This is a genomic window from Acinetobacter lwoffii, assembly GCF_024129115.1.
GTDB lineage: Bacteria > Pseudomonadota > Gammaproteobacteria > Pseudomonadales > Moraxellaceae > Acinetobacter > Acinetobacter lwoffii_T.
On record NZ_JAMXXO010000002.1, the window covers coordinates 1 to 22,514 of the forward strand.

The window sequence follows — 22,514 nt, forward strand, 5'->3', positions numbered from 1 at the left end:
TTTCTACCATCAATCAATGAAAATAATTTCGATCAATCAACCAGTAAAAATCCACACAAGTTGTTCTTCATAATCTCTTAATGATCTTCTTGCTAATTCGTCACCAGCAAGCTAGGTCGGCTATATTACTCTCTATCTCTAGAAAGTCAACCAGTAATTTAGATTATTTTTAAACTTATCAAATAAAACCCAACTCAATCAAACTTAACTAAGTTACTGTTTTATAAGAAGTTTTAATCTTCATCACCGCCGATGGATGTGCATTCTACAGCATTTCAGAAGGCTTGCAACACCTTTTTCAAGAAAATCATTTTGTATGTATATTTTTTAAGCTTTTCGTGTGTTTTCATTCATTTTTTATACAAATTTGCTTAAATGATGTCTATTCGTGAATATAACGTTTATTATTTTCATACTAATAAGTAGTGCTACTTACACAGAAAAGGCCTCAGGTTACCTTATGCATCGTTCTATTTACTTATCTATATGCTTAATTTCTTTAGCTTCAAGCGCACATGTTTTCGCTGAGGTGGCCACCGGTGTGGAAAATCTGGAAAACGAGCCTGCAAAAACGCCGCTTAGAACAAAGATATCAACCAAAGCGCAACAATTACAAACGCAACTGAAAGTTGATGCCAGTGCAGCACAGGCTGAAGAAGTTAAAGATCCTTTTCAACCGTTAAATAGAAAGATCTATCAGTTTAATGATGCGATTGACCGCACCGTGGTACGTCCCATAGCCGTACAATATGTGGAAAAAGTTCCTCAAGATGTTCGTGGCAGCTATACCCAGTTCCGCAGTAACCTAGGTGAACCTTGGAATGTGGTGAATCAGCTGATTCAAGGTCGTCCTGCCCGCGCTGCTAAATCCCTAGGTCGTTTTACCATTAACACCTTAACAACTTTAGGACTGGCTGATCCAGCGCGTCGCCTGGGCTTGAGTCATGAAGAGGAAAAATTTGGAATTACCTTAGGTTATTATGGCGTGCCTTCTGGCCCTTATATCATGTTGCCATTTTTAGGTCCAAGTTCTGTCCGTGGCGTAATCGGTACTGCTGTAGATAGTCAAGCTCGTCCACAAAAATACATTCTCGAAGATGAAGATGGACTTTACTGGACTGATCAGTTTTGGCGTGCCATCGATACCCGTTCAGAAATACTGGACGTTGAAGGAGTGCTGACTGGCGATCGCTATGCGCAGATTCGCGATATTTATTTACAACGTACCAATTATGCAATTGCAGAAAAGAAAGGTACAGAACAAGATACGCTTTTCCTAGAAGATGATTTTGAAGATGACAATTCTGATGATGCACCTTCTAGTGATAGCAACATTGAATCTTCAAACGAAGATCTTTAAGTTTAAGCTTCATGTATGATTGCTAGTGAAAATCTGTTCGCTAGCAATACTTTGCTTGTTATAGTACATCTTATAGCCAATCCTGGGATTGAATCACTTTTTTATGTATTTCATTCAACCGACTCGTGATATTCCTTACTTAGATCAAGTACTTGATACGCTTCCTCATGTTCAGATGATCTATCTGGATGATCATGAACTGTATGACTCTACGATTATTGCGATTGCAGATGTACATGATTATCTGAAATATAAGTGGAATCTGCCTACGATTGTACTGGCCTTAGAAAATGAAGGTACTGCTTTGGCTCAGGCCTGGGAACAAGGTGCTTTAGCCGGCTGGATCTGGAACAAGCTTCCCGAGAATCCAGATCTGGCATTACAAAAAATTGATGCACAATATAAGCGTAACCAGGATAGCCGTGACCTGCCTTCTGCTGCAGAACTACAAAAAAAATTGTTACCGAATCCTATTGAACTGACCAATTACGAGGTCGAAACCTATTTTCAGCCTTCAGCCTATCTTTCAGGGGATTGGTATGATTATTGGAAAATCAGCGACAAAGAAGTGATTTTCTATTTGGCCGATGTATCCGGACATGGCGTCACCAGTAGTTTGCTCACGTCCTGGATGGCTGCTTTCCATGGTCGCTCCAAGACGCCGCGCGAGCTGATCAAGAAGCTGAACGGCATGCTGATGCAGGAAAATATTGAAAAGCACATCACCATGATTGCCGGGATTCTTAATCTGGAAACCCATGTATTGAAATGGTCTAGCGCCGGACATTATCCACCACCAATTATATTTGAACCCAATCAAGAGCCTAAAATCCTCTCTTCCAGCAGTTTCCCTTTGGGTTTAACCGAAGATCTTGAAGTTGAGGAAAATGAATGGGTATTAAGTCGCAATGCACGCTTTATTATCTGTTCGGATGGGGCATTAGAACCCTTTGATGGTGGTTTAAATGAACAATTCTCGCAATTATTACACCATTTGCAGAACCAATCTTTTCAGGCTCCGGAACATGTGGCTGACGATATCGCCTTTTTAAGCTTTATCCGCGTAAATTAGCAGTATATTTACAGACTTTATAAGCACTTAATTTGATTACTACTTTCAGCCACTTGAGTATCAATACACCCTATGGGATAATTTAATATCCTTCTCTGCAAATGGCATTTATATGTCAACAGGTCATGTTGAATATGCAAGTCTGAACGGAACGCATATTTTTAAGCTTATCGGCGAAGTGCGTGCCCAATCTTGTATTAGTCTAGACAAATTACTGAACAAAATTGAACAGCAAGACAACGTAGTTGGCGCTATCGTTGATCTCACCGAAACCAGTTTCATTGACAGCACCGTACTCGGTGTTCTAGCGAAACTAGGACTGAAACTCAAGCAAGTACATAATATCCAGGCTGTCATGCTTTCTACCAATTCTGACATTACCACTTTGGCCAACAGTATGGGACTGAGCCAGGTGTTTGTGATTCTGAATTATTGTGGTGATCCAAATGTCTGCACACGTGCGCTGATGGAAGAACATGTCACGCATCAAAATATGCTAAATACGGTTCTAGATGCACATAAAACCTTGATGAAGCTGAATCAAAGCAATCAGAACATGTTTGAACCTTTAGTCAAACAGCTACAGAAAGAGCAAGACAATTTAGATAAAATTTCCGAGCAAAAGGTATAACCATCTTATAAGAGGACCCTATGACTTTACTTTCTGTTGTACAAATGAATTCTCAAAATGAAATTGATGCCAATTTCGTGGAGATTGAATCTTTAATTCAACAAAGTAAGGCCAATGGTGCTGAACTGATTGTTTTCCCGGAAAACTTTGTCTGTTTTGCAGCAGGTAAACAGCGTGAAACTGCTGCACAATTTGAAGTGATTCAGCAACGTCTAGAACAACTTGCCCATGAATATGACACCTGGATCGTTGCCGGTACATTACCCTGCCCTTATCGTCCGGATGGTTCGATCATTGAAGATGGCCGCGTGCGTACCGTTAGCCTGTGTATCAGTCCGGAACGAACCGAAGCGCGTTATGACAAAATTCACCTGTTTGATGTGCAAGTTGGCGATGCTGTAGGCGGCTATCAGGAATCTAAGTTCTTTGAACCCGGCACAGATGTTGTCGTAGCTAAAACCCCTTTTGGCAATATTGGTTTAATGGTCTGTTATGACCTGCGCTTTCCGGAACTGGCATTAAATTTACGAGCCAAAGGTGCAAACCTCTTGACCGCACCTTCTGCTTTTACCTATACCACAGGTGAAATGCACTGGCAGCTTCTTCTACAAACACGTGCTCTAGATAGCCAATGCTCGGTGCTTGGTGCAGCTCAACAAGGCTGGCATGGAGAAAAACGCCAGACTTGGGGACATGCAGCCGTGACCAATAGTCGTGGACAACTTCTTAATATGATCCATGCAGAGGGTGCTCAACTCATTTCCGTCGACTTTGATTTAAATGAACAGCAAAAAGTGCGTGAATCCATGCCTTTAATGCAACACCGTAGACTTCTGCAACTTTCCTAAATCGTGTCATTTGCTTGCATAAAATAACAAAATCCCTGCTTATTCTTCAAGTGAAATCACTGAGCATAGAAGCTTCATGAAAAATAAACAGGGATTCAACTCATGTCATTAGAAAAAGCCGTCTACACCGCACATGCCAAAGCCACAGGGGGCCGTGATGGCCGCGCCATTTCTGACGATCAGATTCTGGACGTTCAATTGGCCGTACCCAAAGAAATGGGGGGACCAGGCGGTGGAACCAATCCTGAACAGCTCTTTGCCGCAGGTTATTCCGCCTGTTTCTTGGGTGCAATGAAATTTGTCGCCAATCGCGACAAGCTCAACATCAGCAAAGATGCTTTTATTGAAGGTGATGTTGGGATTGGTCCGATTCCTACCGGATTCGGGATCGAAGTGACCTTAAATATCCATCTTGAAGGCATGGATCAGGAAGAAGCGCAAAAACTGGTCGATGCTGCGCATATCGTCTGTCCATACTCAAATGCGACCCGCAATAATATTGATGTGAACTTAAATGTGATTACTTAAGATTTTGATTTAACTGCTATCCTGAAAAAAATAGCTTCAGGATAGCTAAACTTCAATTATAAATTTCAACTTTTAGTCACTTCGTTTCCCCTCAACATCCAACTTCGTTTTCAAAAAACAGCAAAACTTAAGAACTTATATATAATGATTCTTATTTACATTTATTTGATCTATATTGATGTTAAAGCCTATTCTGTTAAGTTCTCTCTTATTCACTGTTGCTACTACCTCTTTTGCAGATCTTTATCTCTCAGAAAAAATCCATCCGAAAATAAAATCTCTGCTCAATACTGAAATTGAACGCTTGCCCATTCCACCTACCCCAAACAACATGAACTCACCCGAATTTGGTAAAGGGATTATTGGCTGGGGAGCTGACCCCAAAGATGCTGAAGCCCGTTTTCTCAATATCACTCAGGCAGATGTTGAAACAATGAAACAGAAAGGACTAAGTTTAGCAATGGCACAAGCCTGGCAGAACTTTTATGAAAATGAAACTCTGCGTAATCCGGGAAATCCGACTGCACCTTTTCGTGCACAACTCATGAAAAAAATCGCCAGTCTCTGGTAAATATCCAAAAGTCCTGACGATCCTTATAATAAAAGTAATAGATTAAAAGATTACTCCGCCGCTTCGTTGGTCACTCGCAATACTTCTTCAATCGTGGTTTTTCCGGCCAATACTTTACGCAGACCATCATCACGAATGGAACCTGACTGCTGACGTGCATAGCTTTCGATTTCATATTCAGCCGCATTGCCATGAATCAAACGGCGCATATGATCATCGACTGACACAATTTCATAAATTGCAGTACGACCACTAAAGCCAGTATTGCCACAACGTTCACAGCCTTGAGGTTGCGGTAATCTTAAATCTTGGGGATGCTCAATATTGCCAAATAGATTCTTTTCGAAAGCATCTGCTTCATGCCAGGTCGCGCAATGTGGACATAGTGTTCTAACCAAACGCTGTGCAATTACGCCAATCAGGGAGCTTGAAAGCAAAAAGGGTTCAATCCCCATATCTTTCAGGCGTGTAACCGCACCAATGGCAGTATTGGTATGCAAGGTGGATAACACCAGATGTCCTGTCAGGGATGCCTGTACTGCAATTTCTGCGGTTTCCAGATCACGAATCTCACCAACCATGACCACATCCGGGTCCTGACGCAACATGGCTTTTAAAGCACGGGCAAAGGTCATATCCACTTTGGTATTGACCTGCGTTTGTCCAATACCTTCTAGCTGATATTCAATCGGATCTTCAGCCGTAAGAATATTTTTGGAACCATCATTCAGATCAGAAAGTGCCGCATATAAAGTGGTGGTTTTACCCGAACCGGTCGGGCCGGTTACCAGAATAATTCCATGTGGGCGATGCACTAGAGTCTTGAGTCGATCATAGTCATTATTCATCAGGCCCAAATGGGTCATGTTCAAACGGCCTGCCTGCTTGTCCAGAAGACGCATCACCACACGTTCACCATAAGAAGATGGCAAGGTGGAGACCCGGACATCAACTTCACGCCCCGCCAGACGCAAAGAAATACGGCCATCTTGCGGGATACGTTTTTCGGCAATATCCAGTTTGGCCATGACTTTGATACGTGAAACCAGAAGCGGGGCCAGTTCACGACGTGGCTGGACAATTTCGCGTAATTGGCCATCGACCCGTAAACGTACCGATAGTTTTTTCTCAAAAGATTCAATATGAATATCGGAAGCGCCGACACGAATTGCCTCGGATAAAAGTGCATTGATCAGACGGACAATCGGCGCATCATCTTCCTGGTCCATCAGGTCTTCAGCTTCCGGAACCGAATCAGCCAGACTGAGTAAATCAGGATGATCTTCCAGACCGGCAGCCACCTGCTGCGATTCGCCGCTATCGCCGGCAAAACTGGAACTGAGTAACTGGTTAAATTCCTGTTCGCTACAGAGTTGAAAATGAGCCGGATAACCGAGCAGACGGCGGGCTTCCTGCAATGCAAGCATCGAGGTATTGTCACGGCGCAGAATAAAGGCCTGATCTCCCTCATAACGCAACAGCACACCATGGCGCTTGGCGAAGCTATATGGGATTTGTAATTGTTTAAGTACTTGCATCGCGGATTATAATAATGATGAAAAAATTTAAATTGAGTGTACTCTAAGCATATGACAGCGTGAAGTATGTTTTCAAAGATTTAGCAAGAAAGGGTGCCAAGATTGCCGCAAGATAAAGATGAATTAATCCCGAATATAGCGAAAATACGCTGGTGGGGAGAACAGAATTTTGAAATAAATCAATCCAAAGCCTGGCAGTTTGGCTCCTTGCTGTTTCGTCTGACCCGAGGCATTCAGGAGTGGCGACTGGAATATTATCGTCCTTCCGTACAATACGATTATGAGCAGCAATGGCATCAGATTGATGATCCAAATTTTGCCTTTCCACCGCCCGTGAAAATTGAACGCTATATGTTCAAATCCACACAAAATAAACTGCAACTCATGCCACGTCTTGCAGACCGCTCTGTAGTGATCAAGCCAGTCGATCCGATTTATATTCCTGCCGGACAACGCGGTACGCTTTACATCAGCACTCCCTTATGGATTGCAGGTTTTGTCGAAGGTCAGCGTGCACCCATTTTCGATTTACCGGTAATCTTGCCAAAAGACACCTGGTTTGGACCGAATCACCGTTCGGGGGAAATCTGCTATGCCACTGCAGTCGATGGCAGAACTGAACTGAAACAGTTACATCCACGGGCCTTTCGTGCAGTCACACCGATTGAATTTCACAATACCAGCAACCAGCAATTGCGCTTTGACCGGATGAATGTTCCTGTACCGGCTCTACCTTTATTTTATAGTGAAAGTACCGGCCGCTTATGGACCTCACAAATCCGGGTCTTGCATGAAAGTTCGGACCGTCCACCGCGGATTCGGGTGGAAAACCGCACGCCGCCGAATGCTGGTGAAGTGGCCTATCTGCATCCACCGCGCGATCCGGCAGGTGCGTTATTTAATATGTTTGATTCATTTTTCTAAGGGCGTCTGATGCCAAGTTCAAATATTCCGACCGAAGTCACCAACAGCCTGAAGGGAGTGTTTACCAGTATCAATACCGACCGCCTGACTGAAGTTCTGGTAGCGGTGGTGTTGTGCTTTATTGGTTTCCTGATCGCACGCTTTATTTCCAATACCTTTATCCGGACCATCGGGGTACGTTTTAATGCCCATCAGAAACTGGTCTGGCGCCGCGGGATTTTCTATTTTATCTTCCTGCTATTTGTGATGGCCAGCCTGAAAGAGGCCGGATTTAAACTCAGTGTCTTCCTTGGCGCTGCCGGAATTCTAACGGTCGCACTGGGTTTCGCTTCACAAACCTCGGCATCCAACCTGATCAGTGGTCTGTTCCTGATTGGTGAAGGTTCTTTTGAAGTCGGTGATACCATCCAGATTACCTTGATTCGTGGGCATACCATTGAAGGCGAAGTGATTTCGATTGACCTGCTCTCGGTTAAACTTTTGACCCAAGATAATATCTATGTGCGTTTACCGAATGAACAGCTAATTCGGGCACCGGTGCAGAACTTGTCGAAATTTCCGATACGGCGGATTCCGATTACGTTGGCGATCAATTTCCATGAAAATATTATCAAGGTACGCGAAGTTCTGCTGGACGTTGCCAATAAATATCCACTGGTACTGGCCGACCCGAAACCTGCAGTCACCGTTACCGCTTTCCGTGAATCTTCGATTGAACTGCTGTTTGCAGTGTGGTGCCAACAGGAAAACTACCTGAAAGTTCGTGATGAAATGCAGGAACGGATTCGCAACGGCTTTGTCGATAACCAGATTGAAATTCCGGTGCCAAAAATGGGCTTTGTCGATCATCCACTTTCCCGTCCTTTGGAAAATGAAGAAATCGATCAATATGCCAATGAAAAGGCCCTCAAAAGAGAGCCTGATCTGAAATAACCCTTAGATTCCCTCTCCTTTTTAAAGGAGAGGGTTAGGGAGAGGATTCAAAGCTCCCTCTCCGGCATCGGCGCAATATAAGCAATCAGTAGCATCACCCCGCCCGCCAGCAAGAAGGAAATCACCCGGGTCAGGGTGCCAATATGTGACAGGTCAAATAGTACGAGCTTCAAGGTCACAATCACCAGAATACTGCCGCCTAAAATCCACATCAGTTTCAGTTTTTTGAGCGTTGCTGTCCACATGGTAATCCAGGCCAGCAATACCCAAAGTATGGTCAGACTAAGCTGAACCGTCGCATTGCTCCATAATGCCAGCTCATTAAACGGCGTCTGCAGGTACACATGTAAAGCTCTTAAAACAATATAACTGGAAAGCCATAACAGACTTAGTACCATTAAAACTGCGATCATGCCTTTATCACGTCCCACCTTGATTTGCTGTAACAGCATCCAGATAAAACTGGCAAACATGGCGATACTGATCAGGTCAAAAGGATTCAGAATCGGCAGCCAGTAATATTGAAAGGCTTGCTGGCTAAACAGCTGTGAACAAACCAGCCAAGTTGCCATCAGCAATAAACAGCTCTTGGTTTGCCAAAGCTGCTGCCAACCTGACTGCACATCCTGCCGATAGCACCACAGGCAGAAGAATAAAGGCAAAATCACCATGCTCAGATAGGGCATATTTGAGATCAGGCATACACTTGCCAAAGCCAGACTGCTAAAAACACCAAAACTCACCCATTCCTTGGAGAGCTGCAAGCCAGCCAGCGGTCTAAGCCACAGAATGGCCAACAATATCGCTGAAAGGGCAAAAACTCCCCTTTCCAGAGCACTATTCCAGACAATCACCGCATTTTGACTGCGGTCCAGAGTCAGAATCACCGCAATGACCAGCAAGGGCGAGATGCCACTCCACTTCGGCAGTAACCAAGACCATTCCTGATTTTTGCGCAGGATCATTTCATTCAACAGCATATAACCCAGTGTGATGATAAATAAACTCAGTACATAGGTATGCTGACTCGGAAATTCATCTTCCAGCAAGGCAAATAGCATCAGACTGGCCGCGACACTCACGCTGCTTAAAAAACTGACACTCAGACTATCCATCTGCTGCTGGTACTGCTTTTTAAGCTGACTGATGACCACGACTGCCACATAGCACAGACTCAAAATCCAGAAAATGATTCGCGGTGTTGGATTAATCTCGATCAGATAATACAGGCTGCTGAATCCGGCCATCAGCAATAAACCCATGCTCAGATAGTGCGCTACCCGGACATTTTTTTCCAAGGCCCATAAATAAATCAGCACACCTTCAACTGCCCAACCAATCACACTCCATTGTTCTGTCAATAAGATCGGTGGCACCAAGGCGAGAAAAATCAGCATCAGGCTCAGATAGCTCTGCGAAATGAGCTGGATAGTTTGTTTACGGCGCAGCAGTGTCCAGCAAGCGGCAAAGACCAGTGCAAAGAACAGGCTTAATCCAGCTTGCCAGAGTTTTTGATTGGGCTGATTAAAATGAATCAGATACAGAAAAATATAAGCGGTAATAGGGGCAGCAAAAATCAGCGCTAAGTCCAGTACCGGTTTTAAGTGAAAACGTGAGAGATCCTGTCGTGCCAGCAACTGACTGAAGCGGAAACCTAGCCAGATAAACAGTGCACTATGTGCCAGAATCAACGCAGTCATGGCATAACGCTCATATGTATAACCATGAATCAGGCTATATATCCCGCCAACGACCGCAGTCACTAAAAAGGCAATTTGATTGAGAATCTTCCATGGCCGGAAACTGCTCAGCACTGCCACCCCGATATTGATCAGCAAATAATAGCTAATCAGCTCAACGGCAGAAGCATCGCGGGTCGGTAAGGTAAACGGCGCCAGATAAGCAATCAGCAAAGCCATCAAAGCCAGTTCGATGCTTTCCTGTTTCAGGCTTAAATATAGAGTGATGGCCAGAATAATGAGAAATAGCAATGTTGCCAACGGTAACGTGGGAATCACCAGATTGTAATAGGCAAAAAATAAGGTCAGGAACAGACTCCCCAAACCCAGTCCTTCCAGTGCCAGAGCAAAACTCCGATTTTTTTGCATCAGGCGATAACCCAGACCTGTTACACAGCCACTTGCCAGTGCAACCATGCCCAATTTTGCAGCCAGACTGAGTTGCCAGTGCTCGGTGGCAAAGCGCAGCAGTAAAATAATCCCAATCACCAAAATACTGATTGCGACCTTGAGGACAGGATTCCCCTGAAAAAGCCAGCGCTGCAGTTGATCTACCAGATGAGGAGAATCGTTTACCTCTTGGGCAGACTCGGTTTTCACCAATGGAACAGAATCGGATCGATCCGGTGATCGCTGTAAGGGATCGGCAGAAAGAGATTGTGATTGCAGCTGTATCAAGCGCCCTTCCAGACGTTGCAGCCACCTGAGCAAAAAGAATACCCAGGCCGTAATCCCGATCCCCATCAGCCAATCCAGTTCAGCCAGTCCACCAACAATGGCAGTAATTGAAGAAATATATAAAGGAACTTTAGAGTTTTGCTCCAAGGACATCTGCTGCTGTCCGGCCAATTGATTCAGCGGTGCTTCTACCGCAGTGACATATTGCATCACGCTAAAGATAAACCCCAAACCACACAGATAAGTCACAATCTGATAACCCAGATACCAGGCACTGATCCCGGCAATCAGCAGGGTAATCAGCCAGATCATGCGCAACTCATTCTGTCCTGCAGCCATTCTTATATTTCTCTTTCCTGAATCGCTCCATCATACAACAGCTTGTGCTGCTTATTTCATCTTCGGCCGATATTCGCTAAGCTGTAAACTCAGACTCGTCTCAGCGAGCGCGGTAAAAATCACGTACAATAGCGCTGTATTTTGAATAAGGAATTGATTACATGCCACCATTTGTCTTGGTCGATGGCTCTTACTTTTTATTTCGTGCCTTTCACGCACTGCCACCATTAACCACGTCAACCGGTTTACATACCAATGCAATTCGTGGTGCGATTTCTGCTATTCAAAAACTGATGCGCCGGACCCAACCGACCCATATGGCGGTAATTTTTGATACCCCAGAACCGACCTTCCGGCATGAGCTTTCACCGATTTATAAAGGTGACCGTCCCAGCATGCCAACGGAATTATCCGAACAGATTCCTTATCTGCATGCCTTGATCCGCGCTTTGGGCATTCCCTTGCATACCTTGCCGGGTGCCGAAGCCGATGACATTATCGGCACATTGGCCAAACGTGCTGAAGCCATGGGACATCAGGTGCTGATCTCGACCGGCGATAAAGATATGGCACAACTGGTCACAGATAAAGTCACGCTGGAAGACAGCTTTAAAGAAAAACCGCTGGATGTCGATGGCGTCTTTGAAAAGTTCGGTGTCTGGCCAAATCAGATTATTGATTACCTGACGCTGATGGGCGATGCCTCAGATGGCATCATGGGCGTGCCGGGTGTGGGTGCCAAAACTGCAGCAAAACTGCTCAATGAATATGGCTCGATTGGCGGCATTTTAGAAAATGTCGACAAGATTAAAGGCAAAGTGGGTCAAAATATTAAAGAACATGTCGATGGTATTGCTCTGGATCATCAACTGGCCAGTATTGTGATCGACCTGGATCTTAACTTTGGTTATGACGATTTAAAACTGGGTGAGCCGAATGTCGAGACCTTGCGTCATTTGTACACCGAGCTGGAATTCCGTAACCAGCTGCAATCCTTAGATCACCCGAACAACCCGAATAATTCAAACTACCAGCAGGCGACAAAATCTATTAACGCTAAAGCGGTTACAGCACCAGAACCTCTGGAAGACCATGCGTCTGTGACCAGCAGTGATGACCAGTTAGGACAAGCCACCTATCACACGGTATTAAGCCCACAAGATTGGGACACACTGTTTGAGCGCTTAAGTACCGAAAAACGATTTGCCTTTGATACCGAAACCACCAGTCTGGATTATCGTATTGCACAGATTGTCGGTTTCTCGGTCGCCTTCGATGCGCAGGATGCCTACTATGTTCCCTTGGCACATGATTATGAAGGCGCACCGGAGCAGCTGAATCGTGAAGTAATTCTGGCGCAGATCAAACCAATTCTGGAAGATGAGTCTGTAAAGAAAATTGGGCATCATCTGAAATATGATGCACATGTACTGGAAAATCATGGCATTCATCTGGCAGGCTGGTATTTCGATACCATGCTGGCTTCCTATGTCCTGAATTCTGTCGCGACCCGTCATGGCATGGATGATGTGGCCCGTCTGTATTTGAGTCATCTGACCACGACTTATGAACAAGTGGCCGGTAAAGGTGCTAAACAAAAGACCTTCAACCAGATTCCACTTGAAACTGCAGCACATTATGCCGCAGAAGATGCACATGTCACCTATCGCCTTTATGAAGTCTTGAGCAGCAAATTGCAGGCACACCCTGAACTGGTGAATATTCTGCATAATATTGAAGTTCCGGTCGCACGTGTACTGACGCAAATGGAAGAAAACGGCATCGAACTGGATCTTGCTTTTCTGGATCAGCTTGGGGGCGAATTTTCTAACACCATGCACAATCTGGAAAACCAGATCATGGAAATTGCCGGTGAAAGCTTTAATGTCAGCTCACCTAAACAGGTCGGTGAAGTTCTGTTTGAAAAGCTGGGGCTAAAAGGCGGTAAAAAAACCACCACCGGACAATACAGTACCAGTGAAAGTGTACTGGAAAAAATTGAACATCCGATTGCCCAGCTAATTCTGGAATATCGTGGTTTGTCCAAGCTGAAAAGTACCTATACCGATGGCTTATGCAAACAGGCCAATCCTGATACCCATCGTGTACATACCAGTTATCATCAGGCACTGACTGCAACTGGCCGTTTATCATCGACTGATCCAAACCTGCAGAACATTCCGATTCGTGCCGAAATTGGCCGTCAAATCCGTAAGGCTTTTGTGGCACCTGAAGGCCGTGTCTTGCTGGCAGCCGATTACTCACAAATTGAATTGCGTCTCATGGCACATTTATCTCAGGATGAAGCCCTGCTGGATGCCTTTATTCATGGTCAGGATGTACACCGCCGTACTGCTGCGGAAGTTTTGGGCATTCCGTTGGAAGAAGTGACCAATGACCAGCGCCGTCAGGCCAAGGCCGTCAACTTCGGCCTACTTTACGGTATGTCCGAGTTTGGTCTGATCCGTCAGTTGGGCTTTACCCGTCAGGAATCACAGGATTATATCAAGCAGTATTTCCATCGTTATCCGGGCATTTATGACTATATGCAACGTACCCGTCAGGTCGCATTAGAACAGGGTTTTGTTGAAACCCTGCTCGGTCGCCGTTTATATACCCCAGATATTGATGCCCGTAATATGATGGTGCGTAAAGCGGCAGAACGTGCTGCGATCAATGCGCCTTTACAAGGTTCTGCTGCAGATATCATTAAAATGGCGATGATTGAAGTCGACAAGATGTTGCCGAAAGATCAGGCCAAAATGCTTTTGCAAGTACACGATGAACTGGTATTTGAAGTCGATGAAGACATTGCCGACGAACTGGCACCTAAACTGGCAGAAGTGATGCAATCGGTATTGCAGATCTCTGTACCGTTGGTGGTAGAAGTCGGTAAAGGCAAAAACTGGGATGAGGCGCATTAATGCGCCTTTAACCCCGTCTTCCTTATAGGAGGTGAGGAATATATTCCGCAAGGGGATGGAGGGGATTTTAATTTATAATCCTCATCTACAGGCAGCGATATTAAAATCTTTTCTGCTATCAAGTTTCGAACGCATATTTTTCTATTTTTAGGAAATCAGCAGCATTACTGGTTCAGAGTATCCAAGTTACCTCTCCTTCCAGGAGAGGGTTAGGGAGAGGTTAATATCCCATCTTCTTCTTGTACTTCGATTAAAACTTGTTCACGGTTTGGGAAGTTTAACAAATCCCTCCCAATCTCCCTTTTCTAAAGGGAGGAGCAAATAAAAAGGACGCCTCAGCGTCCTTTTTATTTGGATCCGATTAAAGACCGGTAAGCAATACAATCGCCACCTGATTCATAATCATTTCGATAATAATCAAAGTTAAAATGGCAAAGATTGGAGAAAGGTCAATCATGCCCATATTTGGCATAATCCGGCGGAAAGGTGCCAGTAAAGGCTCAGCCAGCTCTTGCACCACTTCAATATAAGGTGAACGAGACTGAGTAAACATCACCACCCAACTTAAGATAATCGTAGCGAAAATCAAATAACGACAGAAACGAATCAAATCCTGCATCATGGTGACAAAAGTCAGAATAATCAGATGGACAGGCCCATTCGGCATTCCCCCTGACAGATACATCATGCCAAAAATTTTAAGCAGATAGAGCACGACCAATAATGCCAAAGCAGCAGTACTGACTCGGCCTTTGGCCAAGGTTGGGAAAATTCGACCAAATACATCTACAATTTTAGTGGCTTTCACAGTAGAAAGAACCACAGGATTGTAAGGACTGACCGCTGCCAGTTGCATTAAAAATCGGAAGAATACGAGCAAAATCGCGACGTTAATGATAATGCCAAAAATTAGCGCAGAATTTGCACCCATACTTGAACGTTCCTAAAAATTAAACTGAAGATTTGCTGCTTTCACTGAGCTCTTGTGCCAGTTCTTGACTGCGTTTTTGTGCAGCGGCAAGTGCCGCCTGAATATTTTGAGAAATCTGGGCGCGATCAAAGACTTCAAGTGCGGCCTGTGTAGTCCCATTTGGAGAAGTCACATTTTTACGTAACTCAGCCGGCGTATTCGAGCTGGTAATCGCCATTTGTGCCGCGCCTAAAGCGGTCTGCAAAGTCAGTGCAGTTGCAACTTTTTCATCGAGACCTAAATTTTTACCCGCACGAATCATACTTTCCATCATATAGAAAAAGTAAGCTGGACCCGAACCCGAGACTGCAGTGACTGCATCAATTTGTGCTTCTGAGTCGACCCAAATGGTTAATCCAGTTGATGCCAAAACCTGACTGGCTAGCTCACGATCACTCGTTTCCACAGATGCATTGGCATATAAACCATGAGCCCCGGTCTGTACCAATGCTGGCGTGTTCGGCATGACCCGGACAATACGCTCTGTCCCCAACAATGCTGACAATGTGGCAATTTCTGCACCGGCAACAATGGAAATAATCAGCTTATTATTAACCAGACCTTTTAAGGGTTGCAGCACTTGAGCCAAAACCTGAGGTTTTACCGCCAATACGACGATATCTGCATCCTGAATTGCAGCGCTATTATCCCCGGTCACATTAATTTCTTTTTCCGCCAATAAAGCACGGACTTTTTCGACCGGATCAGAAACTGTAATACGTGTTGCTGGCAAACCACGTGAAATCAGACCGCCAATTAAGGCTTGGGCCATATTACCGCCACCAATAAAACAGATATTACAATTTAAAGCTGCACTCATGTTCAATGCTCATCGTTGAGTTCTAAAGTTGAAGAAACCGACATCGGCAGCCATCCACCTGCTTCACAATATGCAGATTGGGCCAACCAAAATCCTTTAGGGGTAAACACGCCTAGCATAACATTATCTGTGCTTAATATTTGAATAGTATGCCGAGCCCAGGGAAATATTTGCGCTTCCTGAATAGCTTTTTTCAGCGGCCAGGTACCGACACGGCCATATAAATGAATTTTTTCGCCACCCTGCCTCTGCTGTAAATGCAAAGCTTGCTGCAATAATGCAGGAGATAAACCGAACTGTGCAGGCTGAATGATAAATTTCCCTGACAAAACCTGTACGCTGTCTTTTAAAGCAAATTTTATAGTTTTCGGGCTAGTTTGAACTTGTTGCTGATCAGCTAAATAAGTCTCTGCGGTCAGACGATATAATTGCTGCTGATAGCGTACATAGTAAAAGCCTTGCCAATGCAATGCCGCCTGAGCATCTTGTTTGGCATAAATCACTTCGCGTTGCAAACGCTCCACCATATCTAAGGATGGACGATACTGTTGTTTACCTTTCATCCAGGCAGAGAGTAATTGACGTTGTCGTGATTTTGAAAGCTGTAGAAATTTACCAAGATCGAGCTGCGTTTCAGTCCCACAAGACGCTAAATCCTGTTGCAGCACTTCTTGTAAAATGTCTTGAGCATCCTGCATTAACTCACTGGTTCGCACCAAGGCAGCTTGCATTTTAGGATAACGTTCGCTTAATATCGGCCACAGCGTCTGGCGTGCCCAAGCCCGATCATAATAGGTATCAGCATTGGTCGGATCTTCAATATTCTGAACATTCAGGTCTGATGCCCATTGGCAAATCTGCTCACGGGAAATATTCAGTAGTGGCCGCCAAATCGTCAGATTTTCACGTATATCGATCTGTTTCATTGCCGCTAAGCCGTCAACACCGGCACCAGACAATAAACGTAGCATCAGGGTTTCCGCCTGATCCTGCTGATGATGTGCCAGCACCAATATTTCATCCGCTTGCAAATGTTGCAGATAAGCCTGATAACGTGAATTGCGCGCTTGCTGTTCCAGATTGCCACTAGCGACATGAACTGGCTGGATGATGCAGGGAATATTCAGTTGCTGACATTGATGTGCAACGAACTTGCCCCAATCTGCGCTGAGTGCTTGTAACTGATGATCGATATAAATCGCCCGAACTTTTTCCGGGCATAAAAAAAACATCAGATGCAGCAACAGCATAGAATCTACGCCGCCACTGCATCCGATGAGAAATTTTGTCTCTGCAGGAAAGTCCTGCAGCTGTTTTAAGAAACCAGACCTAAATTGTCGCTGCCAAACTTCATTAAACGTTGGTAACGTGCTTCGCATCGTGCTTGCGCTTCCATTGGTTGCAGTTCGTTCAAAGCTTCTTTCAGCACTGCTTTCAAGCTGTTCATGACCTGATCCGGATTTAAGTGAGCACCCTCACCTTCATCCACCACATATTCTACAATACCCATTTTCTGCAATTTTTCTGCAGTCAGAGCCAAGGCTTCACTGGCCTGTTCAGCTTTTTCAGCGGTTTTCCAGAGAATTGAGGCACAGCCTTCCGGTGAAATCACCGAATAAATACTGTGAGAGAGCATCACCACACGGTCTGCCACCCCAATACCCAGCGCACCCCCTGAACCGCCTTCACCCAGTACAGTTGCAATCACAGGTACTTTCAAGTTAGAAAGCTGAGCCAGACTGGTGGCAATCGCTTCAGCCTGACCACGTTCTTCTGCACCGACACCCGGATAAGCACCCATAGTATCAATAAAGGTGAATACTGGAAGATTGAAACGCTCTGCCATGTCTAGCAGACGCTGTGCCTTACGATAACCTTCCGGGTTACTCATGCCGAAATTATGCTGTAATTTTTCACGGGTACTACGACCACGATGCTGACCGACGATCATCACCGGTTGACCATCAAAACGAGCCAGACCACCGATCATCGCGCCATCATCACCATATAGGCGGTCACCATGTAAAGCATCAAATTCAGTGAATATTTCACCCACATAGTCCAGGAATTGTGGACGTTCTGGATGACGTGCAATCTGCACTGTCGCCCATGCTTTTGATGGAGTTGCTTTATTTTTCATAGGTTAACCGTTTTCATCCCTATAAAGGTATTAATTAACAAACTGTTCGGATTGAATCGAGAGTTCAATCTCCCAATTTTTAAATTGCTGCTGTTCATCGTGCAGTTCAGCGACCAGCAATGGCCATTGCTTGGCATCACCAGACACGCTGAGTTGCCATTGTTGCGCATTTTCAACCTTGAGTTCAATGGCAGGAAGCATCTCATCGCTACGACTGTGATTGACCAAAACCGACAGACGAAGCAGCAAACATAACCATAAAAGTTTAGATCCACCGACTTTCATCACATCAATCTTGGCATCAGCGCGCAATTTACGCCGATGGTGCGCGACCAAATGTGACAAATGATTTTGATCAACTTGCGAGAAACCGGCAATATCCGAGTGTTGTAATAAATATGCGCCATGACGATGATAGCCACTGTGACTGATGGCCAAACCAATCTCATGCAGATAGGCGGCACGACGTAACAGGTCACTATCTTCAACACTCAAACCGAGTTCACTGGCCACGTCATTAAACAGTTTTTGTGCGGTCTGAACCACACGTTCTGCCTGTTTGGCATCGGCATTATAACGGCCGATCAAGGCATGCACGGAACGATCACGGATATCTTCATGCTTGAAACGGCCAAGCAAGTCATACATCACGCCTTCACGTAGTGCACCATCAGAATAGACCAAATGGTCAATTCCCAGTACATCAAAGACTGCATAGAGAATGGCAATACCAGCAGGTAAGACGGCACGACGATCATCTTTCAGACCTTCGAACTCCATGTCCGAGACATATTTATATTTAAGCAGTTTATCTTTGAGCTTTTCCAGGCCTTCACGCGTCAACTGTTCGCGATCATTGCTCCAGCCCATATTGACGCAAATCTGGCGGCAGGCTTTAATGGTGCCACTCGAGCCAACGACAGCATCCCAACCGGCTTCTTTATAAGTATTGGCAATTCCCGAAATTTCTTTACGTGCCGCAGTAACTGCTTTATCAAAGGCTTTGGCACTGATTTCGCCATCCTGAAAATAGGCCTTGGTAAACGCTACACAGCCCATTTGTACCGATTCGGTATGAATCGGCTCGAATTCTTCACCGATAATCAGCTCAGTTGAACCGCCACCGATATCAACTACCAGACGACGACCGCTGTTGGCCATGGTATGCGATACACCCAGATAAATCAGACGGGCTTCTTCACGACCGGCGATAATTTCGATCGGTTTCGGTAAAATTTCTGCAGCTTTCTGGATAAATTCATGGCCGTTTTTGGCTTGACGCAAAGCATTTGTCGCCACGATCCGCAAGCGGTTTGGCTGAACTGCGCCTAAACGTCCGACAAAACGGGCCAGACAGGCCAAACCGCGTTGCTGTGCGGCTTCGGTTAAATTTTTATTTTCGTCTAGTCCTGCGGCAAGCTGAACTTTTTCTGACATTGATGCCACTTTCTTCACTTCACCATGATCTACACGGGCGATGGCCAAATGAAAGCTGTTTGATCCCATATCGATGGCGGCAAGTAATTCTTCATCAATCAAAAAGTCAGACATTCCAGAAATAAACCTTTAACGAATTGTGCTTAGAGTAATTCACATGCATGCAATTTAAAAGCCATTTGTAGCGACAATTTAATGCCTTATTCTTTTTTGTATCGGGAATAATAGTGAGACACGATCATCACTATCGTGATCATCCATTAGACAAAATAACATTAAGCATTGAAAATTTACAGATTCCCCTACATTGTTAAAGATGGCTATGTAATACTAATAATTAGTTATCTTTAAAATATTAATCTGGAGCACATTCCATGTCTGGCAACATCGTAAACACTACTGACGCAAACTTCGAAGCAGACGTTCTTCAATCAGACGTTCCTGTACTGGTGGACTTTTGGGCAGGCTGGTGTGCACCATGTAAAGCAATCGCACCTGTACTTGAAGTGCTTGCTGATGAATACCAAGGCAAAGTTAAAATCGTGAAAGTTGACGTAACTTCTTGCGAACAAACTGCTGTGAATTTCAACATCCGTAACATCCCGGCTTTGTTGATGTTCAAAAATGGTGAAGTTGTTGCGACTCAAGTCGGTGCTGCACCAAAATCTAAACTGACTGCATTTATTGATGACAATATCTAAGCACAGCATTTTTAGTAAAAAATACGCGACTCATGCTCGCGTATTTTTTTCGGCTATAAATTGACAAACCTGGCATTTTCTCTTATATTCGCTACTCAAGAGATAAAGGATCCTAAATCCTGCCAATTTCTTACAAGACACATTACATAAGATGCCGCTCGGCAATAGAAATTGTTTTCCACATTTTCCTTTGAAACACTCAAACAGATCTCTGAATTGTTCTTTTGCAAATTCAATTGCTTTCGTTTGAATGCTGGTATGCGGCCGAATGTTACTCCCTTTCTAACCTGTACCTCAGAACTTTGATTCTATCTGACCACCTATGAATTTAACCGAACTCAAGAAAAAACCGATTGGCGAACTCATCAAGATTGCCGAGTTTATGGGCCTCGAAGGTATGGCTCGTAACCGTAAGCAAGACATTATTTTTGCCATCTTAAAACGTCATGCAATGAATGGCGAAGAGATTTTTGGTGATGGCGTTCTAGAAATTTTGTCAGATGGTTTTGGCTTTTTACGCTCAGCCGCAGGTTCTTATTTAGCAGGTCCTGACGATATCTATGTCAGCCCTTCTCAAATTCGTCGTTTTAACCTCCGTACTGGCGACACCATTACTGGCACCATTCGCCCGCCGAAAGAAGGCGAACGTTATTTTGCTTTACTTAAAGTCAATCAGATTAACTACGACACACCTGAAAATTCACGTAACAAGATTCTGTTTGAAAACTTGACCCCATTATTCCCGACCGAACAGTTGGTGATGGAGTTAGGCAATGGCACCACTGAAGATTTAACCACCCGTGTGATCGACTTAGTTGCACCGATTGGTAAAGGCCAGCGTTCAATTATTGTGGCTCCGCCGAAAGCGGGTAAAACCATGCTGCTGCAAAGCATTGCACAGTCCATCGTTCGCAATAATCCTGAAGTTATTCTGATCGTTCTCCTAATTGATGAGCGTCCAGAAGAAGTGACTGAGATGGAGCGTACGGTTCGTGGTGAAGTCGTGGCTTCTACCTTTGATGAATCTCCTGCACGTCACGTTCAAGTCGCTGAAATGGTGATTGAAAAAGCAAAACGTCTGGTTGAGCACAAGAAAGATGTGGTGATTCTGCTTGACTCGATTACCCGTCTGGCACGTGCCTATAACACCGTGATCCCTTCATCAGGCAAAGTACTGACTGGTGGTGTGGATGCGCATGCCCTAGAACGTCCTAAACGTTTCTTTGGTGCTGCACGTAATATCGAAGAAGGTGGTTCACTAACCATCATTTCTACTGCCCTGATTGAAACCGGTAGTAAAATGGATGAAGTGATTTACGAAGAATTCAAAGGTACAGGTAACCAGGAAATTACCCTTGATCGTCGCATTGCAGAAAAGCGCGTATTCCCTGCGATGAACATCAAGAAATCTGGTACTCGCCGTGAAGAACGCCTGATGTCAGAAGACAATCTGCGTAAAGTCTGGATTCTGCGCAAGCTGTTGCATACTCAAGATGAGTTGGCGGCAATGGAATTCTTACTGGATCGCATGAAAGAAACCAAGACCAACGATGATTTCTTTGATCAGATGAAACGCAAAGCTTCAAATTAAAATTTCAAATGAAAGGTCACCCAAGCGGTGGCCTTTTTTAGGTTGACATAAATTACAGAATGAAACAATCAAGCCTGATTTATGTAAACTTATTTTTAAGTTTTTGATTAATAAAATATTCAGATTAAAAATTGTATAACTTTTAAGTGTTTAACAAGCCTTTCTCCAATCTAAATGTTTCATTCCATTGTTATTTTCTGTTAAAAACTTCTTATTTTTTATCGTTTTTCCGTACTTTTTTGATCATTGCCAGTAGCAATTAAAAATGCGCAGTGATAGCATATTTGCAGACCAGTTAGACTGCTCCTGCGTTGTTAGTCCCTAACACAATTAGGAACAATAAAAGCACTTAACAGACTAACTTTGGTTTTTTTAATCTCAATTTTTAGAGAGTGATGCCATGTTATTCAAAAAAATCGCTATTGCTGCTGCAGTTGCTACTACTTTAGCTTTCGTTGGTTGTGCTAAAAAAGCTGACGACGCTGCTGCTGACGCTAACCAAGCTGCTTCTGAAGCTGTAGAAGCTGCTTCTGAAGCTGAAGCTGCTGCTGACGCTGCTGCTGTAGAAGCTACTGACGTTGAAGCTTCTTCTGAAGTTGCTGCTGAAGTTGACGCTGCATCTGAAGCTGAAGCTGCTGCTGCAGTTGCTACTGAAGCTGCTGCTGACGCTACTGCTGCTTCTGAAGCTGCTGCTCAATAATCTTTTAGATTATTCAGTACAAAAAAAGAGAGCCTTTGGCTCTCTTTTTTTATTTTAAAAACTGAAATTT

Annotated in this window: 19 protein-coding genes; 12 read left to right on the top strand and 7 right to left on the bottom strand. The window is 44.4% G+C overall.

Annotation, left to right across the window (positions count from 1 at the left end; genetic code table 11):
* The first annotated feature begins 460 nt into the window (after positions 1–460).
* The 6 genes from NI470_RS02595 (at position 461) to NI470_RS02620 (ending at position 5,010) form a co-directional block, all read left to right on the top strand.
* A complete protein-coding gene (locus NI470_RS02595; RefSeq protein ID WP_005250813.1) occupies positions 461–1,360 on the top strand; it encodes an MlaA family lipoprotein in 900 nt (299 codons plus the stop codon).
* Between the two features lie 103 nt (positions 1,361–1,463).
* Entirely contained in the window at positions 1,464–2,432 is a 969-nt protein-coding gene (gigA, locus tag NI470_RS02600; protein WP_004732911.1) for an RsbU family protein phosphatase GigA, read from the top strand.
* A 112-nt stretch (positions 2,433–2,544) separates the two neighbouring features.
* Complete coding sequence (gene gigB / locus NI470_RS02605) at positions 2,545–3,063, top strand: anti-anti-sigma factor GigB (protein WP_004647542.1); 519 nt, start codon at positions 2,545–2,547, stop codon at positions 3,061–3,063.
* 20 nt (positions 3,064–3,083) lie between these two features.
* Complete coding sequence (locus NI470_RS02610) at positions 3,084–3,911, top strand: carbon-nitrogen hydrolase family protein (protein ID WP_180087056.1); 828 nt, start codon at positions 3,084–3,086, stop codon at positions 3,909–3,911.
* A 102-nt stretch (positions 3,912–4,013) separates the two neighbouring features.
* Positions 4,014–4,439 carry an organic hydroperoxide resistance protein gene (locus NI470_RS02615; protein ID WP_253147657.1) on the top strand — a complete coding sequence of 142 codons (426 nt, stop codon included), beginning with the start codon at positions 4,014–4,016 and terminating at the stop codon, positions 4,437–4,439.
* 178 nt (positions 4,440–4,617) lie between these two features.
* On the top strand, positions 4,618–5,010 hold the full coding sequence (locus NI470_RS02620; RefSeq protein WP_253147658.1) for a DUF4951 domain-containing protein: 393 nt from the start codon (positions 4,618–4,620) through the stop codon (positions 5,008–5,010).
* 50 nt (positions 5,011–5,060) lie between these two features.
* On the opposite strand, the gene gspE is transcribed toward NI470_RS02620, so the two are convergent.
* Positions 5,061–6,548: a type II secretion system ATPase GspE gene (gene gspE / locus NI470_RS02625; protein ID WP_253147660.1), complete on the bottom strand. Its 1,488-nt coding sequence runs from the start codon at positions 6,546–6,548 to the stop codon at positions 5,061–5,063.
* 102 nt (positions 6,549–6,650) lie between these two features.
* Here gspE and NI470_RS02630 point away from each other — a divergent pair, with 102 nt between their 5' ends.
* Together NI470_RS02630 and NI470_RS02635 are read left to right on the top strand one after the other, a co-directional pair.
* Positions 6,651–7,472 (top strand): hypothetical protein, encoded by an 822-nt coding sequence (locus NI470_RS02630; protein WP_064094703.1) that lies wholly within the window; start codon positions 6,651–6,653, stop codon positions 7,470–7,472.
* A 9-nt stretch (positions 7,473–7,481) separates the two neighbouring features.
* On the top strand, positions 7,482–8,405 hold the full coding sequence (locus tag NI470_RS02635; RefSeq protein WP_253147662.1) for a mechanosensitive ion channel family protein: 924 nt from the start codon (positions 7,482–7,484) through the stop codon (positions 8,403–8,405).
* Positions 8,406–8,452: 47 nt separating this feature from the next.
* Here the strand turns inward: NI470_RS02635 and NI470_RS02640 are convergent, their stop codons facing one another.
* Positions 8,453–11,161, bottom strand: coding sequence for a DUF2339 domain-containing protein (locus NI470_RS02640; RefSeq protein WP_253147663.1), 2,709 nt, complete (start codon positions 11,159–11,161; stop codon positions 8,453–8,455).
* A gap of 161 nt (positions 11,162–11,322) precedes the next feature.
* On the opposite strand from NI470_RS02640, the gene polA reads away from it, so the two are divergent.
* Complete coding sequence (gene polA / locus NI470_RS02645; RefSeq protein ID WP_253147664.1) at positions 11,323–14,085, top strand: DNA polymerase I; 2,763 nt, start codon at positions 11,323–11,325, stop codon at positions 14,083–14,085.
* A 361-nt stretch (positions 14,086–14,446) separates the two neighbouring features.
* On the opposite strand, the gene NI470_RS02650 is transcribed toward polA, so the two are convergent.
* Genes NI470_RS02650 through ppx form a run of 5 tightly spaced genes read right to left on the bottom strand, consistent with a single transcriptional unit; the run spans position 14,447 to position 19,566 of the window.
* On the bottom strand, positions 14,447–15,016 hold the full coding sequence (locus NI470_RS02650; protein WP_004278259.1) for a YggT family protein: 570 nt from the start codon (positions 15,014–15,016) through the stop codon (positions 14,447–14,449).
* Between the two features lie 19 nt (positions 15,017–15,035).
* The gene (gene proC / locus NI470_RS02655) at positions 15,036–15,875 is read right to left on the bottom strand and encodes a pyrroline-5-carboxylate reductase (RefSeq protein WP_420908915.1); all 840 of its coding nucleotides are present in this window, start codon (positions 15,873–15,875) and stop codon (positions 15,036–15,038) included.
* A 2-nt stretch (positions 15,876–15,877) separates the two neighbouring features.
* The gene (tilS, locus tag NI470_RS02660; protein WP_253147666.1) at positions 15,878–17,254 is read right to left on the bottom strand and encodes a tRNA lysidine(34) synthetase TilS; all 1,377 of its coding nucleotides are present in this window, start codon (positions 17,252–17,254) and stop codon (positions 15,878–15,880) included.
* Positions 17,191–18,015 carry an acetyl-CoA carboxylase carboxyltransferase subunit alpha gene (locus NI470_RS02665; RefSeq protein ID WP_004278263.1) on the bottom strand — a complete coding sequence of 275 codons (825 nt, stop codon included), beginning with the start codon at positions 18,013–18,015 and terminating at the stop codon, positions 17,191–17,193. The genes tilS and NI470_RS02665 overlap by 64 nt, the downstream gene beginning before the upstream one ends.
* A gap of 30 nt (positions 18,016–18,045) precedes the next feature.
* Positions 18,046–19,566 (bottom strand): exopolyphosphatase, encoded by a 1,521-nt coding sequence (ppx, locus tag NI470_RS02670; RefSeq protein WP_004278264.1) that lies wholly within the window; start codon positions 19,564–19,566, stop codon positions 18,046–18,048.
* A gap of 260 nt (positions 19,567–19,826) precedes the next feature.
* On the opposite strand from ppx, the gene trxA reads away from it, so the two are divergent.
* From trxA to NI470_RS02685, 3 genes are all read left to right on the top strand, one after another.
* Entirely contained in the window at positions 19,827–20,153 is a 327-nt protein-coding gene (gene trxA / locus NI470_RS02675) for a thioredoxin (RefSeq protein ID WP_004278266.1), read from the top strand.
* Positions 20,154–20,475: 322 nt separating this feature from the next.
* On the top strand, positions 20,476–21,744 hold the full coding sequence (rho, locus tag NI470_RS02680; RefSeq protein WP_004278267.1) for a transcription termination factor Rho: 1,269 nt from the start codon (positions 20,476–20,478) through the stop codon (positions 21,742–21,744).
* A 400-nt stretch (positions 21,745–22,144) separates the two neighbouring features.
* Complete coding sequence (locus tag NI470_RS02685) at positions 22,145–22,444, top strand: hypothetical protein (protein WP_071852242.1); 300 nt, start codon at positions 22,145–22,147, stop codon at positions 22,442–22,444.
* Positions 22,445–22,514 lie beyond the last annotated feature (70 nt).

Bases quoted from the DNA above. Each gene is read 5' to 3' on its own strand.
- NI470_RS02595 (WP_005250813.1), top strand. From the start codon at position 461: ATGCATCGTTCTATTTACTTATCTATATGCTTAATTTCTTTAGCTTCA.
- gigA (WP_004732911.1), top strand. From the start codon at position 1,464: ATGTATTTCATTCAACCGACTCGTGATATTCCTTACTTAGATCAAGTA.
- gigB (WP_004647542.1), top strand. From the start codon at position 2,545: ATGTCAACAGGTCATGTTGAATATGCAAGTCTGAACGGAACGCATATT.
- NI470_RS02610 (WP_180087056.1), top strand. From the start codon at position 3,084: ATGACTTTACTTTCTGTTGTACAAATGAATTCTCAAAATGAAATTGAT.
- NI470_RS02615 (WP_253147657.1), top strand. From the start codon at position 4,014: ATGTCATTAGAAAAAGCCGTCTACACCGCACATGCCAAAGCCACAGGG.
- NI470_RS02620 (WP_253147658.1), top strand. From the start codon at position 4,618: ATGTTAAAGCCTATTCTGTTAAGTTCTCTCTTATTCACTGTTGCTACT.
- gspE (WP_253147660.1), bottom strand. From the start codon at position 6,548: ATGCAAGTACTTAAACAATTACAAATCCCATATAGCTTCGCCAAGCGC.
- NI470_RS02635 (WP_253147662.1), top strand. From the start codon at position 7,482: ATGCCAAGTTCAAATATTCCGACCGAAGTCACCAACAGCCTGAAGGGA.
- NI470_RS02640 (WP_253147663.1), bottom strand. From the start codon at position 11,161: ATGGCTGCAGGACAGAATGAGTTGCGCATGATCTGGCTGATTACCCTG.
- polA (WP_253147664.1), top strand. From the start codon at position 11,323: ATGCCACCATTTGTCTTGGTCGATGGCTCTTACTTTTTATTTCGTGCC.
- NI470_RS02650 (WP_004278259.1), bottom strand. From the start codon at position 15,016: ATGGGTGCAAATTCTGCGCTAATTTTTGGCATTATCATTAACGTCGCG.
- proC (WP_420908915.1), bottom strand. From the start codon at position 15,875: ATGAGTGCAGCTTTAAATTGTAATATCTGTTTTATTGGTGGCGGTAAT.
- tilS (WP_253147666.1), bottom strand. From the start codon at position 17,254: ATGCGAAGCACGTTACCAACGTTTAATGAAGTTTGGCAGCGACAATTT.
- NI470_RS02665 (WP_004278263.1), bottom strand. From the start codon at position 18,015: ATGAAAAATAAAGCAACTCCATCAAAAGCATGGGCGACAGTGCAGATT.
- ppx (WP_004278264.1), bottom strand. From the start codon at position 19,566: ATGTCTGACTTTTTGATTGATGAAGAATTACTTGCCGCCATCGATATG.
- trxA (WP_004278266.1), top strand. From the start codon at position 19,827: ATGTCTGGCAACATCGTAAACACTACTGACGCAAACTTCGAAGCAGAC.
- rho (WP_004278267.1), top strand. From the start codon at position 20,476: ATGAATTTAACCGAACTCAAGAAAAAACCGATTGGCGAACTCATCAAG.
- NI470_RS02685 (WP_071852242.1), top strand. From the start codon at position 22,145: ATGTTATTCAAAAAAATCGCTATTGCTGCTGCAGTTGCTACTACTTTA.